The sequence below is a fragment of the Streptomyces sp. NBC_00250 genome, from assembly GCF_036192275.1.
Taxonomy (GTDB): domain Bacteria; phylum Actinomycetota; class Actinomycetes; order Streptomycetales; family Streptomycetaceae; genus Streptomyces.
On sequence record NZ_CP108089.1, the window covers coordinates 90,086 to 111,822 of the forward strand.

The window sequence follows — 21,737 nt, forward strand, 5'->3', positions numbered from 1 at the left end:
CCCGGCCCGGACCTCTTGACCCACCCTTGACCTGACATACCTTCCCTTTACCTCGGGGGAAGACGGCAGGTGACGGACTGCCAGATGGCAGCATCGGCGCCATGAGCGATACGGGTGGGTTACTGCAGGACAAGGTCATTCTGGTCACGGGGGCGAGCAGCGGAATCGGTGCGGCGGCCGCGTACCTCTTCGCCCGCGAAGGCGCGTCGGTGGTCCTCGCCGCGCGCCGGGAGGAGAGGCTCACCGCCTTCGTGGCGGAGCTGACGGCCAAGGGGTTCGAAGCCTCGTCGGTGGTGTGCGACGTGACGCGCGCCGAGGACGCGCGGCGGGCGGTCGCACACGCGACGGAACGTTTCGGCAGGCTTGACGGCGCTTTCAACAACGCGGGCATCGGCGGGGACCAGGCCCCCCTCCACGAGATGGGGGACGAGGTCTACGACACCATCCTCGACACCAATGTGCGGGGACTGTGGAACTGCCTGCGCGCCGAGGTCGGCGCGATGCTCGCGAGCGGCGGCGGCGCCATCGTCAACAACAGCAGCGTGGGCGGCCTGGTGGCGATAGCCACCGCCGCCCCTTACGTGGCGTCCAAGCACGCGGTGGTCGGCTTCACCCGCGCCGCGGCCGACGAGTACGCGAGGCAGGGCATCCGCGTGAACGCGGTGGCACCCGGTCCGACCCGCAGCGAGATCACGGTCGGCTGGTTCGCGCGCAACCCCGGTCTGGAGCAGACGGTCGAGGCGGCCACCTCCCAGCGGCGCACCGCCGCACCCGAGGAGGTGGCCGAGGCCGCGGCCTGGCTGCTCAGCGACAGGTCCTCGTACGTCACCGGTGTCGTCATGCCGGTGGACGGCGGCTACCTCAACCACTGAGCGCGGCCGGGCCGGTAAGGAACAGGGGCGGTGCCGGTCCACGGACCGCACCGCCCCGCACGCCGGCATCGCTACCGTGCGCAGTCCATGGAGACGGAGAAGGCGCGTCCGCCGTTCTGCACCCCGGTGATCTCGACGTGCAGGACACCCTCGTCGGGTGCGGGGACGACGGAAGCGTCGATCCACAACGGGGCGTCGAACTCGACGTAGCGGTTGAAGGTGCTCATCACACGGATGGGATGGCAGTCCGGTGCGGTGACCGCGTGCGCGGCCTGGTAGGCGGCCTCGACCAGCACCAGGCCGGGCACGTGGTCGACCCGGTGGTCGTACAGCGCGAGGTTGGACACGTCCGTGCGCAGCTGCCAGCGGTTCGGGAGGCCGCTCGGGGCGAGGAGGACCTCGCGCTCATGGGTGCGCCCGACCGTGTGCGCGAGGACCGGAGCGGGTGAGGTCACGTCTTCCCAGGCGACCTCGGCGTGCGCGCCGCGCAGCCTGCGGTAGGCCGCGGGGGCGATCCCGCTGTAGTCGAGACGTGCCTCCACGACCAGCCGTCCTTCGGACAGGATCGACTGCTCGATGCGCAGGGAGCGCGGATTGTTGCGCTTGGCTGTCACCAGAATGAACAGGTTGTCCGGTTTGTTTTTTGGATCGTAAAAATCGCCGGAGACGCTGAAGTCCATCAGCTCCATGAGCGTCTGGTGCGACAGCGGGACCGATAACTCCGCGTGCCCTATGAGCAGGGCGCACTGACGGACCGTCTGGGCGAGCAGCAGTGGCACGGAGCCGCCGTAGACCCCGGCCTCGGGCCAGTGTGCGGTCACGGCGAAGCGGTCCGACCCCAATGAGGACCACTTCGTGAGGAGGACGGCGTCCTCGTCGTGCAGATGCACGTACTCCTTGGGAACGTTCCGGACGGGCGCGGCGATCCGATGGACGACGTTGGTGTGTCGTCGGCGATCGGAGAGCAGGGCTTTGGGCATGATCCCCCCCTGGGTCAGGCCTAGATTGAGGTGCCGGGTTCCGACACGGGATAAGATACCGGCTAAGCGGTCCTTTTCAAGGAACAGTTTCAAAGCACAAGTACTGAGAGGTGGCCTGTGGCGCAGCAGGAACGTGCGATCCGTACCCGGCGGATCATCCTGGAGGCCGCTGCCGAGATGTTCGACGAGCGCGGCTACGAGTCGACGACCATCGCCGAGATCCTGGAGCGGGCGGATGTGACCAAGGGAGCCCTGTACTTCCACTTCCCCTCCAAGAGCGATCTGGCGCGCGGCGTCCTCGCCGCCGCCGTGACCACCGACGGCGTCCGCCCGCAGGAGCTCAAGCTCCAGGAGATGGTCGACACCCTGCTGCTGCTGGCCTACCGGCTACCCCGCGAGCCGATGCTCAGCGCGGCGCTGCGGATGGCGGTCGATCTCCAGTCCCGTCGGCAGTTCGGCACGGCCTGGCCGGACTGGACCGAGCTGCTCGCCGGATTCCTCAAGGACGCCAAGGCCCGGGGAGAGGTCCTTCCGTACATCGACGAGGCGGACATCGCCCGCATGATCGTGAGCACCTGGACCGGCGTCCGGGTGGTGTCCGAGGGACTTCCGGGTACCTACGACCTGGCCGCCGAGATCGCTCTGCTCCTCCAGCTCCTGCTGCACGCGATCACGACCCCCGCCGTCCTGCCCCGCCTGGAGATCTCGGCCGCCCGGGCCGCCCACCTCTACGACGACATGCCGGCCTGGCGCGCCACGTCCGAGGCCGTCGGCGCCGGCTGAGGCCCTCCCGGGCCGACCGGCGCTCACCCCGTGCGGGTCGACTCCCACAGGGGTACCACCACACCACCGCGCGGGACGGGGGGTGCCGCCGGGCCCCGGGGCGGGCTGAGCACCCTCTCGTGCAACCACTGGATGTCGGGCGACGGTTCGAGCCCCAGCTCCTCCCGCAGGATGCGCCGGACCTTCTGGTAGGCGTCCAGCGCCTCGGCGCGCCGGCCCGCCTGGTGCAGGGCGGCGATCAGCTGGCCGTGGAACCACTCGTTGAGCGGGTAGTCGTGCACGAGCGTCCGCAGCTCGGGGACGAGTTCACGAAGCCGCCCGAGCAGCCGCATGGCCTCGATCCGCAGTTCGAGCGCCCTGATCCGCAACTCCTCCAGATGGACGATCCGGCCGGCGAGCACATCGCCGGTCGGCACGTTGGACAGCACGGGGCCGCGCCACAGGTCGAGCGCCATGCCGAGGGCGTCGGCCGCAGCCTCGTACCGGCCCGCCCGGAGCTCGTCCTTCCCCCGGGCGACGAGCCGTTCGAAGGTCTTGATGTCGATCGCGGCGTCGTCGACGTGCATCGTGTACCCGCCGAAGCGCGTGGTCAGCAGGGAGTGCTCGGTGTCCGGACGGGCGTCGTCCGTGAGCAGTCTCCGCGCGTGGTGCACATAGGTCTGCACCGTGTTGAGGGCCGAGCGCGGCGGGCTGTGCTGCCACAGCTCCTGGATGAAGGTGTCCGGCGTCACGAGGTCGTTGGCATGGGTGAGGAGTACGGCCAGGATCTGGGAGACCTTGGGGGTACCCACCGGAAGGACCGCACCGCTGTCGGCGACGATCTGGAACGGTCCGATGAGGTTGAAACGCATGACGCACTCTCCTTCGGGGCGAACGTCTCGGGTGGTGCGGGACGGCTGGTCGGCTGCCGGCGAGGCAGGGCGGCTCAGCCGGCCCCGAGGAGCAGCGGCCTCATGGCCGTTCGGTGCGGTACGGCGTCTCCGATGACCGCCCGCACGCAGGCGAGGTGGGCCACCGAGGCCAGCGTGATGTGACGGTGCCAGCCCTGGAAGGACCGTCCGGCGAAGTCCCGCAGCCCCACGCGCGTGGCCACCAGACCGTCGTCGCGGTCCACGACCTCCGCGAGCCCGGCCAGCGACAGCACGGGGCCGTGGCGCATCCGGCCGTCCGCCAGCCACAACCGCGCCGCGGACAGGTCGGATTCGGGCCACTCGGCCACCAGGAGCCGCGGTCCGCCGGCGGGTGCCCCCGGCAGCATCACGGGAACGGCCATGGACAGGCCCCTGCCTCCCGTGACGAGCCGGGCACGGGGCCGCCAGAGGTGGCGCATCGAGCCGATGAGCCCCGCCGCGGTGAGCGGCAGATCGCCGTGGCCGGGCAACACCAAGGGGTCCACCCGCAGCCGGAGCCGCCGCTCGACGCGCTGGATCAGCGGGATCCCGGCCTCCCCGAAGAGCCGCCCCATCCGCAGCGGATCGAGTCCCGGCGCGTCGAGGACCACGGGAAGGGGAGCCCCGGAGAGGGAGCGCGCGGCACGCAGGGCGACGTCGCCCGCGTTCTCCTCCGGACTCAGTGCCCGGCTGGTCGCCGGGATGTGGGCCCGTAACCGCCGGGAGCGGTCCTCGATCCAGTCGGCCGGCAGGACGAGCTGCCAGTTCACCGGCACGCCCGCGGCCGGCGAGGCCAGCCAGGCGCCGAACGACTGCTGCCCGGTGACGGTCCGTCCGAGCTGCGGCGCGTAGTACTCCGCCACGCCGACCGAGTGCCCGCCGGCCTTGGGCACGACGGTGGGGCGCACCACCACGGCCCGGGACCCGAGCAGTTCGTCCGTACGGCGGGCGAGGCCGCGGCGTACGGGCTCCCACTCCCACGAGGACGCGCTGATGAAGTGGTGGACGCTCTGCTTGCGCGCCGCCTGCCCGCCCAACTGGTCGGCCACGTTGCGCAGGGTCTTGCGCCCGTGCGCGCCCAGCAGCCCCACCACGTACTCGCCGGCCTTCAGCCGCTGGTCGTTCCTCGGCAGGGAGTCGAACAGGTCGAGGGGTATCCCGGCGAGCGTCTCGTGGAACGTCGGACCGATCGAGGGCGAGTGCATGTCCAGTTACTCCCTGCGAAACCGTGGTGTCCTGTGTGTCGGTCGTGGCACGCCGGAGGAGAGCCGCGCCGAGCGAGGAGCTGTGTGGCGAGCCGCAAGTAAATGAAACCACACAGCCGGTTTGTTGTGTGGTTCCCGTGTGCACCAAACCGCGAGTGCGCGAAGGGGAGGCGCCGGGAAGGGAATTCGTACGCGATTCGTACGCGACATGCCCGACCGATGCGCGCCATGAGCACGCGAAGCGTGCGGTTCATGGGATAGGTTGCCAGGTAGGAGGTATGGCATGTCCGAGTTGTTCGACGCGGTCGACGCACTGCTCGCGTCCCGCGCCACGCTGCCGTCGCCGGAAGAGCGCAAGCGGCTGCGCAGGGCCCACGGGCTGACGGTCGACGAGGTCGCGACGGCGCTGAAGGTACGTCGTGCCACGGTCAGCTACTGGGAGTCCGGCAGGACCGAGCCGAGGCCGCCGGAGCGCGACGCGTACGCGCGTCTCCTCGAAGGTCTCGCGAAGCTCTACCCCGCAGACGCGGCCGCGCCCGAACTGCCCGAGCCGCAGGAGCCGTCGGAGGCACCGCTGCCCGAGCCGCCCGCGGACACCACCGCCACCGCTGCGGCCACCGTCCCACCCGCCGCTCAAGCCACCTCCGCAACCACCGCACCGCCCCCGCCCCGGACCACCAGGCCGCCACTGAGCCCGACGCCGGCTCCGACGTCGGCGTCGGCGACGCGCCGCGCGCCCACCAGGAAGCCCGCCCCGGCGGGCACCCGGGCCGCATCCCCCGCGAGCACCCCCACCGACGCCGACCCGCGCTTCGCGAACGGCCCGCTCGCCGTGGTCGACGTAGCCGCCGACGGCCAGGTCTTCGCGTACTGCACCGGTGGCCTGGTCCTGGACGTACCGGCGAAGTCGCTGCCGGCCCTCGTCGAGTGGACCCTGACGGAGGGAAGGCTCGGGCAGCCGAAGCTCGCCGGGCCCGGCAGGAGCGCGGACCCGCTGATCGTGCTCACCGAAGCCGCGCTGGAGCGCTACGGCCTGCCGACCACCCTCACCGAGCAGGAGCGGGTCGCCGGACGGATTCCGGAGGGCCACAAGGTCATCAAGCAGCTGACCCGGCAGGACTGGCAGCTGACGAAGCGCGGCTTCGGCCCATGGGCGCGGATCTACCGCCCCGCCACCGGCTCGGAGCGGGCCTGCGTCCAGCTGTGCATCCCGTCGTGGGACGCGCTCGACACCCGCCACTGGGGCGACGCCGCCGGCCTCGCCCCGGCGGAGCTCGCCCGACTCCTCGGCACGTACGCGGAACGGGTGATGACACCGCGCGGGTCGACCGCGGTGACGGGCCTGGAACTGATGACCGCGCTGCACCCGCCGACCCGCGCCTCCGAGCCCGACGCCGACGGCAAGCGCCACTCCGAGCACAACCCCGGGAGCCTGGGCAAGGACCCGGTCGACCCGGCGCCGTGCGAGGCCCCCGACGGCCACCCGCTGCTGGCGGACCTGCCGCGGTTCCACGTCCGCGGCCCGGCGGAGAAGCTGTTCGAGGAGGCGTACGACTGGGCGCGGCCGATGACGGACGCCGAGTGCACCCGCCGGCACCTGGTCGGCATCGACGTGAACATGGCCTTCGCCGCCGGTGCCAACGGCCTGATCGTCGGCACCGGCGCGCCGACACACGTCAAGGAGCCGGTGTTCGACCCGAAGCTGCCCGGCTCGTGGCTGGTCGACCTCTCCCACGTCGACCTCTCCCGGGTGAAGGTCGCCAAGGACAAGTGGGTGCGACTGGACGGCAGCCGGCTGCCGAGCCCGTTCACGCCGAAGGGCGAGCACCCGCAGGGCCCGGCCTGGTACGCGACGCCGACCGTGGCGTACGCGGTGGAGCTCGGCTACGACGTCGCGCCGACCGAGGCGTACGTACGGCACGAGAACGGCCGCTACCTGGACGGCTGGTACAACCGGCTCCGCGACGCCTACCTCGCCACGATGGCCGACCTCGGCGTGGCCGCGGACCTGCCGCCCGAGGACTTCCTGACGGCGATGGACAGCCACAAGAGCCGCGACCCCGAACTGGCGATCGTCGTCTCGGCGATCAAGGCGACGGTCAAGGGCGGCCTGGGCAAGCTGCGCGAGCGCCCCCGCGGGGAGGGCTGGCGGCCGGGCGAGCCGTGGCGGGCCCTGGCCCGGCCCACCTGGCGGCCGGACATCCGCGCGGCGGTCATCTCCCGCACCCGGATCAACCTGCACCGCAAGATCGTCAAGCACGCCGCCTTCACCGACGACTACCCGATCGCGGTCCTGTCCGACTGCGTCGTGTACGCCGCCGACGGCACCTCGCCGCTGGACTTCCTGCCCTACCGCGAGGGCAAGCCGCTGCCCGGCGGCTTCAAGCTCGGCATCAACCCCGGCCTGGTCAAGCACGAGGGCACCCAGACCGTCCTGTGGGGCGAAGAGGTCCGCGAGCGGTTCGACGCACCGGAACTCAACCTCGCCCGGTACATCAAGGACGGCACCGTCACCGATGCCGACAACGGGGAGTAGCAGCCGATGAGCATGTTCGGGGACGGCCTCGAAAAGGCGGTGCAGAAGGCGTTCACCCGCCCGGCGCCCAAGAGCGCCGGCGCGCAGATGAGGTACCTGGTCAAGCAGCTCAAGGGCACCAAGGCGGTCGCCCAGATGCTGCGGATCTCCCAGCGCACCGTCGAGCGGTACGTGAAGGACCAGATCAAGAAGCCCCGCGCGGAACTCGCCGCCCGCCTGGAGGCCGAGGTCAAGAAGCGGTGGCAGCCGCAGATCCGGGCGAAGGCCAAGGAGAAGGCGTCGAGCACCGGCGGCATCATCATCGACACCCAGGCCCGGCTCGGCTACACCGCCCCGATCGGCTCGACCGACCAGGACCGCATCCGCCACCTGACCGTGGCCCTGCCCCCGCAGTACGCCGCACGCCTCTTCCGGGCCCAGGACGCCGGCGCCACCGACACCGAGCTCCAGCAGATCGCGGCCGAAGGCCTCAAGGAGATCTACTTCCAGGACGGCGGCCGCCGAGCCGGCTCGCTGGAAGAAGTCCGCTTCACGGACATCGAGCACCTGGAATTCGACCTGTAGACCCCGCACTTCGCACGACCGGCGAGCCCCGGACCAGTCGGTCCGGGGCTCGCTGACGTATCGCGGGTGTCGGCGTCCGTATCGGGGAGCGCGCTGTCGGGGGAAGGCGTTCAGTGGCTTCGGCGGTAGTGGCCGGCGATCAGGGAGATCGAGAACATCGCGGTCATGACGCCCACGGCCAGGGTCAGCGTGCCCGCCGTGCCGCCGCCCATCGACCAGCCGTTGCCGAGCAGGAGGGCGGTGCCGCCGATGCGGGCGAGGACGGCGTACCCACGGTTGCCGACGCGGCTGAAGTGACGGGCCAGGACGTAGCACGCGGCGATCATCGAGAGGAAGGTGATCGAACCGGCGGCGAAGTGGGCGTAGCTGTGCCAGGTGAGTTCGGCGGGCATTCCGTAAGGGGTGCCGACCGGGAAACCGTCGGCCGGGTCCATGACGAACACGCCCGCCGCGATCATGCCGAGGCCGGAGACCCGTACCAGCCGCGGCGCCCAGGTGCCCCCCGGAGTGCCGTGCAGGGCCCGGCGCAGGCCGGTCGCCCCGAGGGCGAACAGGGCACCGACGGCCAGGAAGTTGGCGATCTGGAGCCAGCCGAGGGAGCCGTTGCTCAGCGCGCTCAGCGGGTGGCGGGTGATGTCGAAGCCGTCCCGGGTGGCGGCCTGGGTCAGGGCGACGACCGTCCACAGCGGAGACGCCAGGACCGCACAGGTGAGCAGGGAGCGGGTGGCGCCCCGGGTGGCCGGGGTGCCGGTGGCAGCGGCGGCGGAAAGGGTGCTGCGGTGGTCGACGGTGGTCATGGCGGGTGTCCTCCGGGGTGCGTCGTGTTCGGTTCTCGATGACACGTCGATCCAGCGATGTGACAGGGAATGGAACCCATTCCCTGTCACATGAGGTCGTTCGACGTGTAGGCAGACGGCGACCACCGCACCGCACGGTCACCGCACCGAAGTCACCGCACGACGAAGTCACCGCACGACGAGAAGAGAGAACCCCATGCGCTACCTGATGACGACCAGGCCTTCCGACACCGCCCCCGACGAGCAGCTGTACGCCGAGATGGGCAAGTTCGTCGAGGAGCTGACGGCCGCCGGTGTGCTGCTGGCCACCGGCGGCCTCGCGCCGGGCGGCATCCTGGTGAGCTCCGCCGGCGACGAGATCACGGTGACGGACGGACCGTTCGCCGAGGCCAAGGAAGCCGTGGCCGGCTTCGCGCTGATCGAGGTCCGGTCCAAGGAGGAGGCGATCGAACTGGCCCGCCGCTTCCGCAGGATCGTCGGCGACGGCGAGAGCGTGGTCCAGGAGGTCTTCGGCCCCTGAACCGCCGACACCCCTGAACCGACCAACCCCAGGACCTGCCGGCCCCTGAACCGCCGACACCCGGACCTGCCGCCCCCTGTAACCACCGGCCCCCGGACGACCTGCCGGCCACCAGCCCCGGCCCCCGGCTCCGACCAGCGATGACAGCACCCGCCCCGGCTTGCGAGCGAGCCGGGGCAGGTGCTGTCATCGTGCCTGTGCTCGATGCCCATCGCACCATTGACGCGGTCTGGAAACTCGAATCGGCCAAGATCATCGCCGGGCTCACCCGGATGGTGCGCGACGTCGGACTCGCCGAGGAACTGGCCCAGGACGCGCTCGTCGCCGCGCTCGAACAGTGGCCCGGCTCCGGCATCCCGGACAACCCCGCGGCATGGCTGATGACCACCGCCAAAAGACGCGCCGTCGACCACATCCGGCGCTCCGAGCGCCTGACGCGCAAACAGCAGCAGCTCGCCCACGAGCTCGAACAGCAGCAGGACACCGAGGAGCGGGAGACCCCCGAACAGGACGACGTCCTGCGACTGATGCTCCTCTCCTGCCACCCGGTCCTACCGACCGAGGCCCGCGCCGCACTGACACTCCGACTGCTCGGCGGACTGACCGCCGAGGAGATCGCGCGGGCCTTCCTCGTCACCGGGACGGTGATCACCCAACGCATCGCCGCGGCCAAGCGGACGCTGGCCGAGCAACGCGTACCGTTCGACCTGCCGGACGAAGCGGAGCTGGCCGAACGCCTCTCGTCCGTCCTCGAGGTCATCTACCTGATCTTCAACGAGGGGTACTCGGCGACCTCCGGCGACGACCTGATGAGGCCCGGCCTCTGCCTCGAAGCACTACGACTGGGCCGCCTGCTGGCCGAGTCGGCACCCCAGGAAGCCGAAGTGCACGCGCTCGTCGCTCTGATGGAGATCCAGGCCTCGCGCTCGGCCGCACGCACCGGCCCGTCCGGCGAGCCCGTCCAACTGCACGAACAGAACCGGGGACGCTGGGACCAACTCCTCATCCGCCGCGGCTTCACCGCGATGCTGCGCGCCCGAGAAGCCGGTGGAACACCCGGCCCGTACCTGCTGCAGGCGGCGATCGCCGTGACCCACGCCCAGGCGCGTACCGCCGAGGACACCGACTGGGCGCGGATCGCCGACCTGTACGGGGCGCTGGCGCGGCTGCTGCCGACACCGATCGTCCAGCTCAACCGGGCGGTCGCACTCGGAATGGCGCACGGACCACAGGCGGGCCTCGACCTGGTCGACTCCCTGACCACCGACCCCGCGCTGCGCGACTACCACCTCCTGCCCAGCGTCAGAGGAGATCTGCTCCTCCGCCTGGACCGGCGCCAGGAAGCGCGGCTGGAGTTCCTCCGGGCCGTGGCACTCACCGGGAACGCCTCCGAACGCGCCTTCCTGCGTCGGCGCGCGGAGCAGATCACCGTCACCGGACCCTCCCTCCCGACCCTCGGACAGGCCGCGCACGACTTCCTGAGCCGCGACGCCCTGAACGCCGCGACCGTCCACTCGTACGGACAGACCCTCCGGCGCCTGTGCCGCGCCCTCGGCGAACACACCCCTCTGGCCGCCCTGACGGCCGACCAGGTGGCGCAGACGTTCGCGACGGCCTGGGGAGGCACCGAGGCCAGCACCTGGAACCGCCACCGCTCGGCCGTCCGCTCCTTCAGCACCTGGACGTCGGCGAACGACCTCGCGGCACAGCTGGACCGCCGCACCGAGACCCGCCCCCGCGCCCGGGCACTGACAGCGGAACAACTCGACGAGCTGTGGAGCCACCCGGACCTGCCCTTGCGCGAACGGACGCTGTGGCGCCTCCTCCACGAGTCCGCGGCCGGAGTGAAGGCCGTCCTGTCCCTCGACATCGAGAACCTGGACCTGGACGACCGCCGGGCCCGCACGAGCCGCGGCTGGGTGAACTGGCGCGCCGGAACCGCCCGTCTCCTGCCCCGGCTGCTGGCCGACCGGACCCGCGGCCCGGTCTTCCTCTCCGACCGACGCCCCGGCCCTGCCCGGACGCCCGAGCCCGCGGATCTCTGCCCGGACACAGGCCGCAGGCGCCTGTCCTACGAGCGGGCCGAGTACCTGTTCAAGGAGCGGACGAAATCCCTCGACCCGACACACCACGGCTACACCCTCCGCCGGCTCAAGCCCCCACCGGAACCGCACTGAACCGGCTCTGCGCGACCTCGTACTCCGTTAGCGTCGAACCCATGATCGTATGGCTCAACGGCACCCACGGCGCGGGCAAGACGACGACCAGCGCACTCGTACAGCAGCTGATCCCGGACTCACGGGTGCTCGACGCCGAGAAGGTCGGCGAGACCCTCATGGACATCACCCCGGGGCTGCCGAGAACGGACAACTTCCAGCACTGGCCGCCGTGGCGCCCCCTCGTGGTCGAGACCGCCCGCCGCGTACTCGACTACACCGGCGGCACTCTGGTGATGCCCATGACGGTCCTGGTCGAGCGGTACTGGCGCGAGATCAGCGAGGGCCTCGCCCACCACACGATCCCGGTACGCCACTTCGTCCTCCACGCCGACCGGAAAACCCTCCGCGAGCGCATCGCGAACGACACCGTGGTCGGCCCCGACTCCCCGTTCCGCCTCACCTACCTGGAGCCCTACGCCGAGGCGGCGCGCACATGGCTGCACCGCGAGGCCGAGGTCGTCGACACCACGCACCTCACACCCGCGCAGACCGCCCGGCGGATCGCCGAGGCGGTCAAGGGCTGATGGACCGAGCCCCACGCGCAGGATGTCGTTGCAGCGGGCGTCATCTGCGGTGCGGAGGCCGAGATCACCGTCTTCGGACACCGCGGGCCCCTGCCGACCCGGCAGGGGCCCTGACGGCCCGGCGTTACCTCAGGTGCCGGTCGTAGAACCGGTTCCCGTCCTCCACCTCGAACCAAGGGGTGCCGACGTGCCCGCCCAGATTGGCGTGCAGCGTCTTCTCCTTGCTGCCGAAGGCGTCGAACAGGTCCAGAGCCCGCTGCCGGGGGTTCCCTTCGTCGTCCCACTGCAGAAGGAACAGCAGCGGAACGGTGACCTGCCGCGCCTCCTCGCGCTGGGCGAGGGGAACGTACCCCCCGGCGAAGAGCCCGGCGGCCGCGATACGCGGCTCGGCCACCGCCAGCCGAATGCCGACGGCCGCCCACCCCGAATACCCGACGGGACCGCCGATCTCGGGCAGCGCAAGGAGGCCGTCCAGGGTGGTCCGCCATTCCGGGACCGCCTTTTCGACCAGCGGGCCGATGAAGGACTCGAAGATCTCGTCGACCGGCTCACCGGCCTGCATCGCCCGCCAGAGGTCGGCGCGGGCCTGCTCGTCGGCGGCGGAACGGGGCCGGTCACCGCACCCGGGAGCGTCGATCGAGGCCACCGCGTAGCCGCAAGCCGCAGAATGCCGGGCCCGGGCCACCAACCGGGATGCCGCCCTGGGCAGGCCGTTGTTGTGGGCCATCAGGATCAGCGGGGCCGGTGCGGCGGATTCAGGCGTCCACAGGGTGCCGGGAATCTCGCCGAGGGTGAATTCGCGCTCAAGGACGCCGTCGTCGAGACGCTGTTCGGAAATGAACTGCATGGTCGTGCCTTTCGGGAGGGCTCAGAGACGGCGCTCCCGGACGACCTATCGCCCGACCGTGACCCCGGAGGAGAGCACCCATGTGAATACTGTGTTCACGGGTACCACCTCCTCGTTCGATCGCACGGCCTCGGAAAAAATAGCAGTGCCCGCAGCGGTCCACCAACGGGTTTTACGCCCCCTCCGGGACGCACCACGCGGTTCTACCAACTCGCCGGTACGGCCGCCGCGGGCAGATCGAGAACGCGCGCGAGGGCGGCAACGACGGGGACGGAGTGGTCGGCCAGGTGCCTGGAGCTCCAGTCGGATGCCAGCGCGAGGAAGTCGGCCAGGTCGCGCTCGACCCCTCCCAAGAGCCGGCGAAGCGCGGTGGCCGACAACTCGATCAACGGGCTGTCACTCTGCTCGATGTCGACGATCAGACGGACGGTGTCACCGAAGCGCTCGGCCACCGGGTCAGGGGCATGGCCGAAGGAGACCGGCCCGCTGCCGCTGACGACCGTGTGCCAGTCACGCCACTCCTCCAGCCCGTTGCAGCATCCGGGAAGGAACGTGATGCCTGCGGAGCTGTCCGTGACTCTCAGGCCACCGGCCGCGAAAAGGCTGTCGAAGGTGAGCAGTCCGTGCAGGAACGACCCGAGCGGGTCAGCGGGCCGGGGCGGGCGGTCGTCCCCCGCGTTCGGATCGGGGTCGATGTCGTTGCATGCGGCGATGCTCATCACCGCTGTCCCGACCTCGGCAGCGGTGAGCTCACCGCTGAGTGCCATGTACGAGAACGGCTCCCCGTCGGCAACGGGCCAGAAGGGGAAGCCCTCGGGACGGCGTATCTCCACGACGGGTTGCATCACGATCACCCGGCAGAGTGTCGCCCATCCCCTCCCGTACGCGCCTCCCGATTGCCCGGGGCCGGGCGCAGACGGGGCCCTTCGGCCGGAGGCGTGGCGGAGGTGTCAGGTGGTGCTGCCCGGGGGTCAGCTGGCCGTGGGCCAGCTCCGCAGCAAGCCGGCGATTCTCCCGGCACTGCAGGCGGGGTCGAGGAGCAGGTCCTTCAGGGCGACGGCGTCCTCGCGGGCGGGCTTGACGGAGATTCCGGCGGCTTCGAGGTACATGACGCCGGTCGCCGCGGCGACGGCAAGGTTGGAGCGCTCCAGCCAGCGGCACCGTCCCAGGGTGTGTATCAGGGCGGCGGCTTTGGCGTAGGGGCCGTCGTAGACGGGCTGCTCGAACAGCTCAGCCCTGTGACGGGCGACGGCCGCGACCGGGACGCCGTAGTCGTCGGGGGCCGGGTCATCGGCTCCGGCCGCCTCGGCGACCTGCAGGATCCAGGGAACGTCGATGTTCAGTTCCATCAGGCAGCGCGCGCTCCCCGACGAGTCTGCTGGGAGTGCTCGGCCTCGTCGAAGACCGCCTGGTGCTCGGCCAGGAAACGGGCGGCCGCGTCCACCGCTCGGGCGCGCAGGCCGCTGGCATCGTCCTGAACCAGCCGGGCCAGGTAGTCCCCGACGCTCAGCCCCAGGTCGGCGGCGCGCTTCCTCGCGAGTTCCGCGACGTCCTCATCCACACGCGCACCCAGCTGTGTCTTCGCCATAGCAGGATGGTAACACCTGTTACCGCTCTGGCCCATGCTCCGAGCCCACCCTGGATGCCGCCCCGGACGTGGACATCGCTCCGGTACACGGCCGGCGCCACTGGCAAGACCTGGGCGGCGGGCCACTTGGCGGACTGGTGTGCGAGTGATGGTCTGGTCGTGCGAAGAAAGGTGCAGAACGTCTGTTACCTACCCTGATCACGTATTTGGCGCAATGCGGCGGTAGGTGCTGCCAGTAGTGCGGCAGAGTATGTAAGGGCTTGTGGTTGATCGCTCAAGGGATGGGTGTAGCGGTCAGTGAATGTCAGGGTCGCGTCTGCGGCATATGCGTGCCCCACGCAGGCGACAGTTACGGAAATGTCCGCACTTGGCAACGGACCCCGTCGGGGATTCCGGCGCGGTCGACGGGACGGCAGAGTTCGGGTCCTCGGCCAGTACCGGACCGGGACCCGCACCGCTCTCACCAGCAGTAATCGGCTGGTGGAGCACCGTTTTTGAGGAGACATCACCCATGTCTGCTTCTTCGACCGCCCGTCGTATCGCCGCGACCGTCCTCGCGGCCGGCGCCATGGTGTCCGTCGCCGCCCTGCCGGCCTCCGCCCATGACGGCGACCGTCACCGGACGCCGAAGGTGGAGATCAGCCGTGTCCAGGCCGACAGCCCCGGACGTGACAACCGCAGTGTGCGGTCGCTGAACGCCGAGTGGGTCGAGATCACCAACAACTCCCGCCACGCGATCAACCTCGACGGCTGGACCCTGAAGGACGAGGACGGCCACCGCTACAAGTTCGACGACTTCCGTCTCGCCGGCCGCTCCACGGTCCGCGTCCACACGGGTGAGGGCCGCGACACCCGCACGGACCTGTTCCAGGACCGCCGCAACTACGTGTGGGACAACCACTCCGACACCGCGATCCTCCGCGACGACCGCGGCCGCACCGTAGACACCGAGTCCTGGGGCCACCGCCACCACCGCTGACCCTCCCGTTGCTGCCCCGTCTCCCGCCAAGTCCACAGCGGAAGGCGGGGCAGCGGCATGTCTGGATCTGCGTGAACCATCGATCTCGATTCGCGATGGACCCGAGTGGGCGCGACGGTGCGGGTCCTCCCTCCTGCGGAAAGGGTTCACGCTCTCCGGATCACCGAACCACGCAGGAGGAACTCGATGGCAGCATCGTCCGCGGATATGCGAGCCTCCTGCTCCCGGATACCGATCGAGAGACTGTGATGACCTACGACGACGCCCTCGAACAGCTCAGCCACATCGCACGCGAGAGGGCGTTCGGCAGGCACGTCGGGTCTCACCGGCTCATCGAGGCAGGGCTGAACGCGCTGATGGCCGGGGTCGAGAGCCCTTCCCTGGCCATGCTGGCCGGCCTCCTCCGAAGCGAAGAGCCCGAAGCTCCCGCACTCTTCGACCAGGTGCTGGAGGAGTTGGGACTGCTCTTCCACCCGCCTGCCGACCCTCGGGCTGCGAAGTGGGAGCTGGCCTACTGGGTCGCCGGTCAGATCGCCGGCGGATCCCTGGATCCCGCCACCGGCACCCACCTCATCTGGGCAGACGTCGCCTATGACCTCGGCTACCCCGAAGCGCTGAAACCGCTCGTCCGTTGCGCGCACAACCTGGACGGCTGGGAGGAGAGCTGGGGAGTCTCCATCGAGGAACTCCAGGGGGAAGCGGTCGAGGCAGCGAAGCAGTTCCTGAGCAAGCGGCCGGCAGCGGAGTCGCGGCAGTGACCACGGGTTCATTCACACCACCGGGATGGGCCACCAGCCACCAGGCCCCGCCACCTCAACCTCTCACCCGGCTTAGAAGAGGTCCCGGTACTGCTGGAAGCCGTGACCGATCTTGACGCGAGTCTTGAACGGGGCGGAAGCCACGCGGGTGCCCTTGTAGAGCCACAGGCCGCCCTGAGGATCGCGAGCGAGGAGGTCGCTTCGCCCGTCTGCGTCGACGTCGCCTGTGGCGATCAGCTTGTTGAACAGGTTCCAGCCGCTGCCGACCCGGCTGCGCGAAGCGAACGGCTTGCTCCCGTCACCCGTGCCCTTGTACAGCCAGAGGATGCCCTCCTTGTCACGGGCGACGATGTCCGGCTTGGTGTCGCCGGAGAGATCGCCGACTCCGGTGATCTGCGAGTACGCGTTCCAGCCGCCGCCGACACGGACGCGCGGGGCCATCGTGCCGTCCGCCTTGAGCTGGAACCGCCACAGGACGCCTTGCTTGTCACGGGCCAGCAGATCGGGGTGGGTGGTGCGGGCCAGAGTGCCGGGCGAGAGGACACTCGTGTACTGCTGCCATCCGGTGGCCACCTGCTTCAGGTGCCCACCGCGCCACTGGTTGACGACCCCGCTGGACATGACGTGGTACGCGCCGTCCTGGCTCCCGGTCAGGTCGGGGTCCACGGATACGGCGCGCGTCAGCCCCGGCCAGACATAGGCACCCGAGCGGGAGTCGAAGCCACCGGCCCCGTCGCGCATGTAGACGTACATCTGACCTGAGGGAAGGATCCCGCTCAGGAAGAAGCTCGGCGCGAGGGGCGTCGGTTGCACGGCCGTGGCTGCGCTCGGGACAGAGGACCGCGTCGCGGCGGACACGGCAGGGGTGCCCGCGACGGCGGTGCCGGCGAAGGTCGACGCCAGGGCGACAGCCGTGGCCACGAAACCCAGGCTCGCGAGCCCACGCCGGTGCCGAGTGGAACGCTGCAAAAGAAGCTCCAGAATCAAAAGGGAGGGAACGGCCGTTTTGTGGCGCCCCACGACAGTCGGCAGCAATCCGGAGCAAGCGCTCTGCAAGATGGCATGCCACCTCCGCGGCGCCCTGGACGGAAATCATAGAAGAGCTTTTGGAACGGATGTTCGGCGGCATCGACTCGGGGCGAACGCGGGTCGGCTCGGGCGGAGTGGCCCGACGTCGCCGGTACAGCCAGGTGCCGGCGCTGGTGGCGACCAGAAGCACGGCGAGCACAAACTGGCCCAAGGCCGTGCCGAGAAGCTGGGCGGGGCATCAACCGCGATGCTCACTCCGGAGGGACGGGTGTCCTCCGAGAGGTGTGGTTCCTCCACAGCTTCACGCCCCAGCGCCAGGCGCCGACGGCCAGGGCTACGAGGATTGCGGCGGCCACGTTGCCGACGACGTCGTGCACGAAGAAGGACGTCATGGCTTCGGTCTGCCGAGGCGTCAGGAAGGTTGTGGCGAGGATCTTCGGGGAGACGTGGGTGGTTGCTTCGAATGGCGTCATGCCTGCAGCAAACTGCCCTCGCCACCTGAACTCCCAGTGTTTCAGATGACCCCGGAAACACTCGGACGCCGCAGTTCGGAGGCCGTATGAACCCGGCCGCTGTCGAACGGCACCGTCGTTCAGAAACGTTCAACCCGTTCCGCGGACGCCCTGGCAGCGCCTCCCCTACGGTGGATGCCGCGCCATGACATGGGACGGGGGAGAAGCTGTGACGCAGGTCGAGATCGGGGCGGATCCGGAGGACGTCGAGGCCATCGCCGCGTATGAGGAAGCGCTCCAGGCCTTCGTCTTCGACCTGAACAAACTGCACATTCAGTTCGGTGCCCCGTCCTACTCCCAGATCGTCGGAGCCTCGGTTCGGCCCAAGCTCACCAAGGCCGGCCTGAACGAGGTGCTGTCCGGCAAGAGGCTTCCCTCGCGTGAGGCGCTGCTGGAGTTCGTACGAGTGGTGAGCAATCCGGTGCCCACTCCGGTGGGGACCCGGGCGGGGCATGTCGCCAACCGGCAGCTCATGGACCACTGGCGCGACAGGTGGGGAGCGGTCAAGCTCCTGCAGCGGCAGGTCCAGGCCCCCTGGAAGCGTCTCAAGAACACGGTCAAGGAAGCCCTGGAGCAAGCCGTGAGCGATGCCGAGAGCGTCCGCAACGCGGCACGTGAGCAAGCTGACCGGGTGCGCAGCGACGCTCTGGCGGAGGCCGATGCCATCCGCGCGGCGGCACGCGAGGAAGCGGCCCGGATCGTGAACACAGCCGCCCAGCGCTCCAGCGGCACCGAGATCGGGCAGGTGGATGTCGCTGCCTTGTTCCGTGCCAAGTGGAAGCCCTTCGAGGCGGCTGAGTCCCTAGTCTCCATCAACACGGAATACGACCCTCCGCCGCCTCCTTTCTGGTTCTCGCTACTGGACTCCCGCCCTCTGCTGCCGGAGGGCGGCGGGGTGGAACCCGTCGCCCAGCTCTCGCCCGGCACCTGGTACTTGGCGCTCGAACGGCAGGGAAAGGGGCTTGTCGCGGAAACTGACGACGGTGCGAGGGGGGTGCTTCATGACGCATCCGGCATCCAGCGAGACTTCGTGATCAGAGATAAGCAGGGCTGGGCGGCCTTGGCGGTCGGCAACGCGCCCAAGTCCCTCTTCCTGAGGAACGAGGAGCGTGTCCCTCGGTCCTTCTGGTTCGCCGTACCTGATTCCCGCCCGCTGATGCCGGAGGATGGCAGCTCGGAGCCCGTTGACCAGCTTTCGCCTGGTACCTGGTACCTGGCGCTCGAACGGCAAGGGCAACACCTTCTGGTGGAGACGGTTGAGGGCACGCGAGGCGTCCTCAGAAGCACGCTCGGTATTCAGCGCGGCTGACCCACGTCGTCCTGCTCCTGAGGGCTGTCCCGTAAACGATCTTCAGGTCGCCCGAACATGCTTGGCTGCAGTGCAGCCCGCTGCTCCATCCGGCGAGGGCGAGGCTGTGCATGCGGGCGATGCAGAGCATGGCGCGGTGGATGCCGTCGTCCTTGAGGCGGCAGTCGCGGAGGGTCGTACCCCGCAAGGCCGTCGCGCGGGGCGGCTATGCGAGGTGTTCAGCCGGCGGTGGTCAGGTTGGCGACCTGGGCGGCGTACCGGGCTCGTCGTTGCTCGGTGAAGCGGGCGGGTTCGGCGGCTTTGATCTCTGGGATCCGCATGACGGGGGAGGAGACCGCGCCGCCGGTGAGCAGTGGGTGGAGTTGGTAGAGGCCGTCCTGAAGGTTCCAGACGAGTCCGGACTCGCGGAGTTCCTTGAAGCCCCGGTTCACGGTCGGCTTGCTGGCGCCCAGTTCGGTACACATCTCGTTCTGGCTGATCTGAGCGGTGCCGGTCTGCGGGTCACTCAGGTACAGGAGCTCGTCGAGGACGCGGCGCCCGGCGGTTGAGATGTCTACGAGGGCCAGAAGGCGCAGGACGTTGCGGGGGATCGTAACGGGGGCATCGGTCGGGGGGCCGGGTGTGTAAGAGCTGCTCACGGAGCCTCACCGCTTCCGATCAGGTCGACGTTGGAACGAGGATATGCCGCTCGTGGTCCTGCGCTCGCCTTGCGTACCGGACGCCGCTGGCGCAACGCGACGACCTTCTCCTTGCGGTGCGCGGTCTCGATCGCCTTCTTCTCTGCAGTCCGCGCTTCGCGCCACTCGGTGGGGTAGTTGGGGTGAGGGATGATGCAGGCGGGGCCCTTGGCGTCGTTCCATAGCTTCTGCCAATTCTCCTGCTCGCCGGAGGTACCGGCCACCGTCAGCCACGGGTTCAGCTGGAGGATGCCGCGCTTGGCGGTACGCATCCACCCGATGTGGGCGAAGAACTGGCTGGCCTCGTTCACGGAGGCAGCCGACAGGTTGCACTGGTCCTGGAGGCCTCGCTGCGTGATACGGACGAAGCCACGGGCGGTGGCCCGGGTCTGGTCGTCGGCTCGGTTGGCATTCTGACTGGCCACCAGCTTGCACCATACCTGGAACCAGGAGCCGGGCATCTTGAGGCTGCCGAGTACGTCCATCAGTAGCCGGGCGTCCAGCACGTAGCCGCTGCACTTCGCGCTTGCGGCGAACTCCCGGCCCTTGATCTTCTCCACACCTAGGACCAGGCCGCCCTTGCCGTCCGACCGTGTGACCACGCGCTCGCCGGGGCGGACGATCGGCAGCTGCTCCATCGGAACGGTCCTCCAGGATGATCACCGCTTTGGACAGCACGGTAGCACTAGGTAAACCGGATTGTTCTGGACACCTAGAACAAGCAGTGGCCCACAGTTGCCTGACGATCCGTCAGGGATGGACTGTGTTTGTTCTAGATTTCCAGAACACTCGGGAGCGGTTTGTTCTGGAAATCTAGAACAAACCGTTTCACATCACTGCAGGTCAGAGCCACTTTCTGCGCGGAGCGCTCTTATCTATTACTAGAGCTCCACCACAGGCAACAGGCCCCAGCACCTCACGGGATGAACAGCGGGCAGTAGCGGGGTACGTCGGCCACCAAAACCACCCGATCGAGGGGCCTACCGCCTTGACTGACCGTTGACCGACCTCGCTTCGCGTGCGGCACCGTGGCTCGGTGCGGGGACGGTAGTGCTGTTCGGCAGGTTCACTGGTGCTGGGCTGGGGTGCGGCGGTCCTGGGGTGCTGTTTGGTGGGTGGGGTGTTTGTCGCCCCTGTGGGCGGGTGTGACGGGCCGTCTGTTGAGCGACACGCTGACTGCCACGGGGCCGGTGGGTCTGTGGCAGTGGTCTTGTTCCTGGTGTCACCGGTCAGTTCCGGGCACGGTTGTGCAGGTTGGTTGAGCGTTGCGCAGTTTCACTGACCGGCAACAGCAAGAGTGAGGGGTTTGGTCCGGTGGGGGTGGTACGCCCGCTCCAGTATCTAGCTTGCCCTAAAAATGAAGCACAGGCTGTGGCTGGCGCGCCTGGGCAGTTGACGGACTGCCGACGGGGGTGTGGTGAGGGTGTTCACTCTTTCGCCGGCAGCCTGGAGAGTTCTGCCGGAAGGATGAATTACGTACTGCCGGGCGTCTGGCCAGCGTTTGTTTTGGAGCACAGATGACTGAGGTTCAGGGCATGGTCAAGCGGTTCAACGCGGAGAAGGGGTACGAGGTTCGTCACTCTGGACGGGGCCGGCCCCTCTTGGGTCGCCAGAGCGCAGCGGAGGGACTGCCTGACTGTGCCTGGGATGGGGTGCATAGCAGCCTAGGGGTTCTTTTCGTTCTTGGGCTGTGCAAGTAGTGCCTCGTGCGCAGCACGGAACTGGGTGCGCAGTGTGGGCGGGTAAGCGCAGCGTCCCGCCCATACAACAGTCCCCTCCTTGAGGCTCGCGCAGCGAGCTTTTCCATTTCGAGGCTCGCGCAGCGAGCCTTTTCGGGGCTTGCGCAGCGAGCCTTTCCATCCATTCCAGGCTCGCGTAGCGAGCCCTCTCCACCAGCGCTCCCGCAGAGCGGGAGCGCAACCACCGCGCGCAGCGCGGTGGTTCGCTGGCACATTGCGCAGCAATGTGGTCCCGCCCTAAACACGCCCCCTCTTTGAGGCTCGCGCAGCGAGCCTTCCCCACCCGCAACCCGGACCGCGCAGCGGGCCGGCCCCTCAGTCCCCGGAGCGCAGCGGAGCGCTCACCGCTACGCGGGGTGCGGTGAGCGCAGCGAACCGCTGCGCTTGCTTAGCGCGCAGCGCTAAGGGA

General features: G+C 69.4%; 22 protein-coding genes and 1 pseudogene. 10 read left to right on the top strand and 13 right to left on the bottom strand.

Translation table 11 applies throughout. The features are described from left to right. Positions 1 to 101 precede the first annotated feature (101 nt). A complete protein-coding gene (locus tag OG259_RS41565) occupies positions 102 to 872 on the top strand; it encodes an SDR family NAD(P)-dependent oxidoreductase (protein WP_328947394.1) in 771 nt (256 codons plus the stop codon). A 71-nt stretch (positions 873 to 943) separates the two neighbouring features. Here the strand turns inward: OG259_RS41565 and OG259_RS41570 are convergent, their stop codons facing one another. After that, positions 944 to 1,852, bottom strand: a complete 909-nt coding sequence (locus OG259_RS41570; RefSeq protein WP_328947395.1) for a ScbA/BarX family gamma-butyrolactone biosynthesis protein — start codon at positions 1,850 to 1,852, stop codon at positions 944 to 946. A gap of 117 nt (positions 1,853 to 1,969) precedes the next feature. On the opposite strand from OG259_RS41570, the gene OG259_RS41575 reads away from it, so the two are divergent. Further along, the gene (locus tag OG259_RS41575; RefSeq protein ID WP_328947396.1) at positions 1,970 to 2,635 is read left to right on the top strand and encodes a ScbR family autoregulator-binding transcription factor; all 666 of its coding nucleotides are present in this window, start codon (positions 1,970 to 1,972) and stop codon (positions 2,633 to 2,635) included. 23 nt (positions 2,636 to 2,658) lie between these two features. Here OG259_RS41575 and OG259_RS41580 read toward each other — a convergent pair whose 3' ends face one another. Beyond that, positions 2,659 to 3,486, bottom strand: a complete 828-nt coding sequence (locus OG259_RS41580) for an AfsR/SARP family transcriptional regulator (protein WP_328947397.1) — start codon at positions 3,484 to 3,486, stop codon at positions 2,659 to 2,661. Positions 3,487 to 3,560: 74 nt separating this feature from the next. Beyond that, positions 3,561 to 4,730 carry an IS701 family transposase gene (locus tag OG259_RS41585; protein ID WP_328947398.1) on the bottom strand — a complete coding sequence of 390 codons (1,170 nt, stop codon included), beginning with the start codon at positions 4,728 to 4,730 and terminating at the stop codon, positions 3,561 to 3,563. A 283-nt stretch (positions 4,731 to 5,013) separates the two neighbouring features. Between OG259_RS41585 and tap the strand changes: the two genes are divergently transcribed. Together tap and tpg are read left to right on the top strand one after the other, a co-directional pair. Beyond that, positions 5,014 to 7,266: a telomere-associated protein Tap gene (tap, locus tag OG259_RS41590; protein ID WP_328947399.1), complete on the top strand. Its 2,253-nt coding sequence runs from the start codon at positions 5,014 to 5,016 to the stop codon at positions 7,264 to 7,266. A gap of 6 nt (positions 7,267 to 7,272) precedes the next feature. Beyond that, on the top strand, positions 7,273 to 7,830 hold the full coding sequence (tpg, locus tag OG259_RS41595) for a telomere-protecting terminal protein Tpg (protein ID WP_266903163.1): 558 nt from the start codon (positions 7,273 to 7,275) through the stop codon (positions 7,828 to 7,830). A gap of 110 nt (positions 7,831 to 7,940) precedes the next feature. Here the strand turns inward: tpg and OG259_RS41600 are convergent, their stop codons facing one another. Beyond that, on the bottom strand, positions 7,941 to 8,627 hold the full coding sequence (locus tag OG259_RS41600; RefSeq protein ID WP_328947400.1) for a DUF998 domain-containing protein: 687 nt from the start codon (positions 8,625 to 8,627) through the stop codon (positions 7,941 to 7,943). Positions 8,628 to 8,823: 196 nt separating this feature from the next. On the opposite strand from OG259_RS41600, the gene OG259_RS41605 reads away from it, so the two are divergent. The 3 genes from OG259_RS41605 (at position 8,824) to OG259_RS41615 (ending at position 11,890) form a co-directional block, all read left to right on the top strand. Next, the gene (locus OG259_RS41605; protein WP_266903155.1) at positions 8,824 to 9,147 is read left to right on the top strand and encodes a YciI family protein; all 324 of its coding nucleotides are present in this window, start codon (positions 8,824 to 8,826) and stop codon (positions 9,145 to 9,147) included. A gap of 197 nt (positions 9,148 to 9,344) precedes the next feature. Beyond that, positions 9,345 to 11,324 carry a sigma-70 family RNA polymerase sigma factor gene (locus OG259_RS41610; RefSeq protein ID WP_328947418.1) on the top strand — a complete coding sequence of 660 codons (1,980 nt, stop codon included), beginning with the start codon at positions 9,345 to 9,347 and terminating at the stop codon, positions 11,322 to 11,324. 41 nt (positions 11,325 to 11,365) lie between these two features. Next, the gene (locus OG259_RS41615; protein ID WP_328947401.1) at positions 11,366 to 11,890 is read left to right on the top strand and encodes an AAA family ATPase; all 525 of its coding nucleotides are present in this window, start codon (positions 11,366 to 11,368) and stop codon (positions 11,888 to 11,890) included. 124 nt (positions 11,891 to 12,014) lie between these two features. Here the strand turns inward: OG259_RS41615 and OG259_RS41620 are convergent, their stop codons facing one another. The 4 genes from OG259_RS41620 to OG259_RS41635 all read right to left on the bottom strand — a co-directional run bounded on the left by OG259_RS41620 (position 12,015) and on the right by OG259_RS41635 (position 14,325). Next, positions 12,015 to 12,737 (bottom strand): dienelactone hydrolase family protein, encoded by a 723-nt coding sequence (locus tag OG259_RS41620; protein WP_328947402.1) that lies wholly within the window; start codon positions 12,735 to 12,737, stop codon positions 12,015 to 12,017. Positions 12,738 to 12,940: 203 nt separating this feature from the next. After that, a complete protein-coding gene (locus OG259_RS41625) occupies positions 12,941 to 13,591 on the bottom strand; it encodes a hypothetical protein (RefSeq protein ID WP_328947403.1) in 651 nt (216 codons plus the stop codon). A 117-nt stretch (positions 13,592 to 13,708) separates the two neighbouring features. Next, the gene (locus OG259_RS41630; protein WP_328947404.1) at positions 13,709 to 14,086 is read right to left on the bottom strand and encodes a fic family toxin-antitoxin system, toxin component; all 378 of its coding nucleotides are present in this window, start codon (positions 14,084 to 14,086) and stop codon (positions 13,709 to 13,711) included. Beyond that, positions 14,086 to 14,325: a hypothetical protein gene (locus tag OG259_RS41635; protein WP_328947405.1), complete on the bottom strand. Its 240-nt coding sequence runs from the start codon at positions 14,323 to 14,325 to the stop codon at positions 14,086 to 14,088. Before OG259_RS41635 ends, OG259_RS41630 begins: the two co-directional genes overlap by 1 nt. 511 nt (positions 14,326 to 14,836) lie before the next feature. Here OG259_RS41635 and OG259_RS41640 point away from each other — a divergent pair. Beyond that, on the top strand, positions 14,837 to 15,304 hold the full coding sequence (locus OG259_RS41640) for a lamin tail domain-containing protein (RefSeq protein WP_328947406.1): 468 nt from the start codon (positions 14,837 to 14,839) through the stop codon (positions 15,302 to 15,304). Positions 15,305 to 15,552: 248 nt separating this feature from the next. Continuing rightward, complete coding sequence (locus OG259_RS41645; protein WP_328947407.1) at positions 15,553 to 16,062, top strand: hypothetical protein; 510 nt, start codon at positions 15,553 to 15,555, stop codon at positions 16,060 to 16,062. A gap of 72 nt (positions 16,063 to 16,134) precedes the next feature. Here OG259_RS41645 and OG259_RS41650 read toward each other — a convergent pair whose 3' ends face one another. Both OG259_RS41650 and OG259_RS41655 read right to left on the bottom strand, forming a co-directional pair. Next, on the bottom strand, positions 16,135 to 16,983 hold the full coding sequence (locus OG259_RS41650; protein ID WP_328947408.1) for an FG-GAP repeat domain-containing protein: 849 nt from the start codon (positions 16,981 to 16,983) through the stop codon (positions 16,135 to 16,137). 359 nt (positions 16,984 to 17,342) lie between these two features. Next, positions 17,343 to 17,564, bottom strand: coding sequence for a hypothetical protein (locus OG259_RS41655; RefSeq protein WP_328947409.1), 222 nt, complete (start codon positions 17,562 to 17,564; stop codon positions 17,343 to 17,345). 208 nt (positions 17,565 to 17,772) lie between these two features. On the opposite strand from OG259_RS41655, the gene OG259_RS41660 reads away from it, so the two are divergent. Further along, a complete protein-coding gene (locus tag OG259_RS41660; RefSeq protein ID WP_328947410.1) occupies positions 17,773 to 18,912 on the top strand; it encodes a hypothetical protein in 1,140 nt (379 codons plus the stop codon). 88 nt (positions 18,913 to 19,000) lie between these two features. Here the strand turns inward: OG259_RS41660 and OG259_RS41665 are convergent. From OG259_RS41665 to OG259_RS41675, 3 genes and pseudogenes are all read right to left on the bottom strand, one after another. Continuing rightward, positions 19,001 to 19,084 (bottom strand): annotated as a pseudogene (locus OG259_RS41665) (IS5/IS1182 family transposase); the annotation flags it as partial. Between the two features lie 46 nt (positions 19,085 to 19,130). Beyond that, entirely contained in the window at positions 19,131 to 19,550 is a 420-nt protein-coding gene (locus OG259_RS41670; RefSeq protein ID WP_328947411.1) for a helix-turn-helix domain-containing protein, read from the bottom strand. Further along, a complete protein-coding gene (locus OG259_RS41675) occupies positions 19,547 to 20,227 on the bottom strand; it encodes a hypothetical protein (protein WP_328947412.1) in 681 nt (226 codons plus the stop codon). The genes OG259_RS41670 and OG259_RS41675 overlap by 4 nt, the downstream gene beginning before the upstream one ends. Between the last annotated feature and the right edge of the window lie 1,510 nt (positions 20,228 to 21,737).